The following is a 1,427-nucleotide window of genomic DNA, read 5'->3' as shown; positions in this document are numbered from 1 at the left end:
CTCTGCAGCTACTGCTGCTGCGTATGCTCCGGTTTCAGGATCATTTATAGCCTTTGCTGCGGCATTTGCTGCCTGTGCTGCCTCTCTTGCGTCCTCAGCTGCCTTTTCAGCTGCTGTCTTAAGTCTATCGGCTTCATTTGCATCTGCCTGACTTAATGCTGCTTCATATCTTCTCTTTGCTTCCTTGTATGCATCCAGGGCTGCCTGTGCTGCCTCTGCTGCTGTTGTATTATAGCCCTTTGCATCGTCTGTGCCGTTTGCTGCATTAGCTGCACTGCGCGCATCTATAGCTGCCTGCTTTCCATCTACATCGGTTGTATTCTCAGCTGCTGTTTCTGCTTCGCCGGCTGCTTCATTTGCTGCCTCTGCTGCCTCTGCTGCTTCCTTTGCTGCCTCTGCTGCCTCAAGAGCAGCGGTCTTGGCATCCAGTACTTCACTCAATTTAGGAGCTGAACCATCTGCATGTACTGCAGACTCTGCGGTAGTCTTGGCAATTGTAGCCTCACCAGCCTTCTCTGAAGCTCTCTGTGCTTCTCTATGTGCTGTATCTGCTGCTGTCTTAGCATCAATTGCGGCTTGTCTGTCTGCGTCAAGATCACTCTTAGCTTGTTCTGCCAGAGCCTTTGCTTCAGTAGCTGCTGTTCTAGCTGCCTTTGCTGCGGCTTCTGCTGTAGCTGCTGCTGTTCTTGTCTCAGATGCTACCTGCTCTGATGCTGCATTATCTGCTGCATTCTTGGCTGCAAGTGCTTCCTTATCTGCTGCATCTGCCAGGCTCTCAAGATTATTTACTGCAGTATTTACGGCTTTAATTGTATCCTCTTTAGTATTTTTAAGATTGCTTACAGCTGTTTCCAATGCTTTTAACGCACCTTCATTTTCATCTGTTATAGCCTTTGCTGCATTTTCAGCTGCTGTCTTAGCTTCGCTTGCTTCGCTGTCAAGTACTGTCTTTGCATCCTGTATAGCACTGTTAAGATTTGTAACAGCTCCTGTTGCTGCTTCATTAGCACTCTGGGCTGTTGTCGTAGCTTCTGCTGCTGTCTGAACTGCACCGGAAGCTGTGGACAAAGCTGTTGTATCACTGCAGGATTCTGCAAGTTTCTTGGCATTATCTGCTGCTGTCTTGGCTTCCTTGGCTGTGTTTACTGCATTAAGTGCCTGTGCTGCAGCCTCATTGGCCTCTTTCAATGCTTCTGTTGCAGCTGCTACCTTGCCGGAGGTTACGTTAACATCCTTGAGTGCTGTAACTGCTGCAGCTGCTGTAGCTGCGGCTGTTGTAGCCTTGTTCATTGCTGCATCTGCTGCTCTCTTGGCATCATTTGCATTTGTTACTGCTGCATCTGCCGCGTTCCTGGCTGCACTGTCATACTTTGACTTTGCTTTTTCTGCATATCCCTTAGCTGCTTCCTTTGCTGTATTAGCATTGT

At 48.6% G+C, this 1,427-nt stretch carries 1 protein-coding gene; it reads right to left on the bottom strand.

Annotation, left to right across the window (positions count from 1 at the left end):
- Positions 1-1,427: hypothetical protein (locus G588_RS22885; protein ID WP_022780167.1), on the bottom strand; the 1,427-nt coding region annotated here is incomplete at both ends.

It is taken from the genome of Butyrivibrio sp. AE3009 (assembly GCF_000420845.1).
Classification (GTDB): Bacteria; Bacillota; Clostridia; order Lachnospirales; family Lachnospiraceae; genus Butyrivibrio.
The sequence above is the reverse complement of the archived record's forward strand: the minus strand, read 5'-3'. Positions and strand labels throughout refer to the sequence as shown.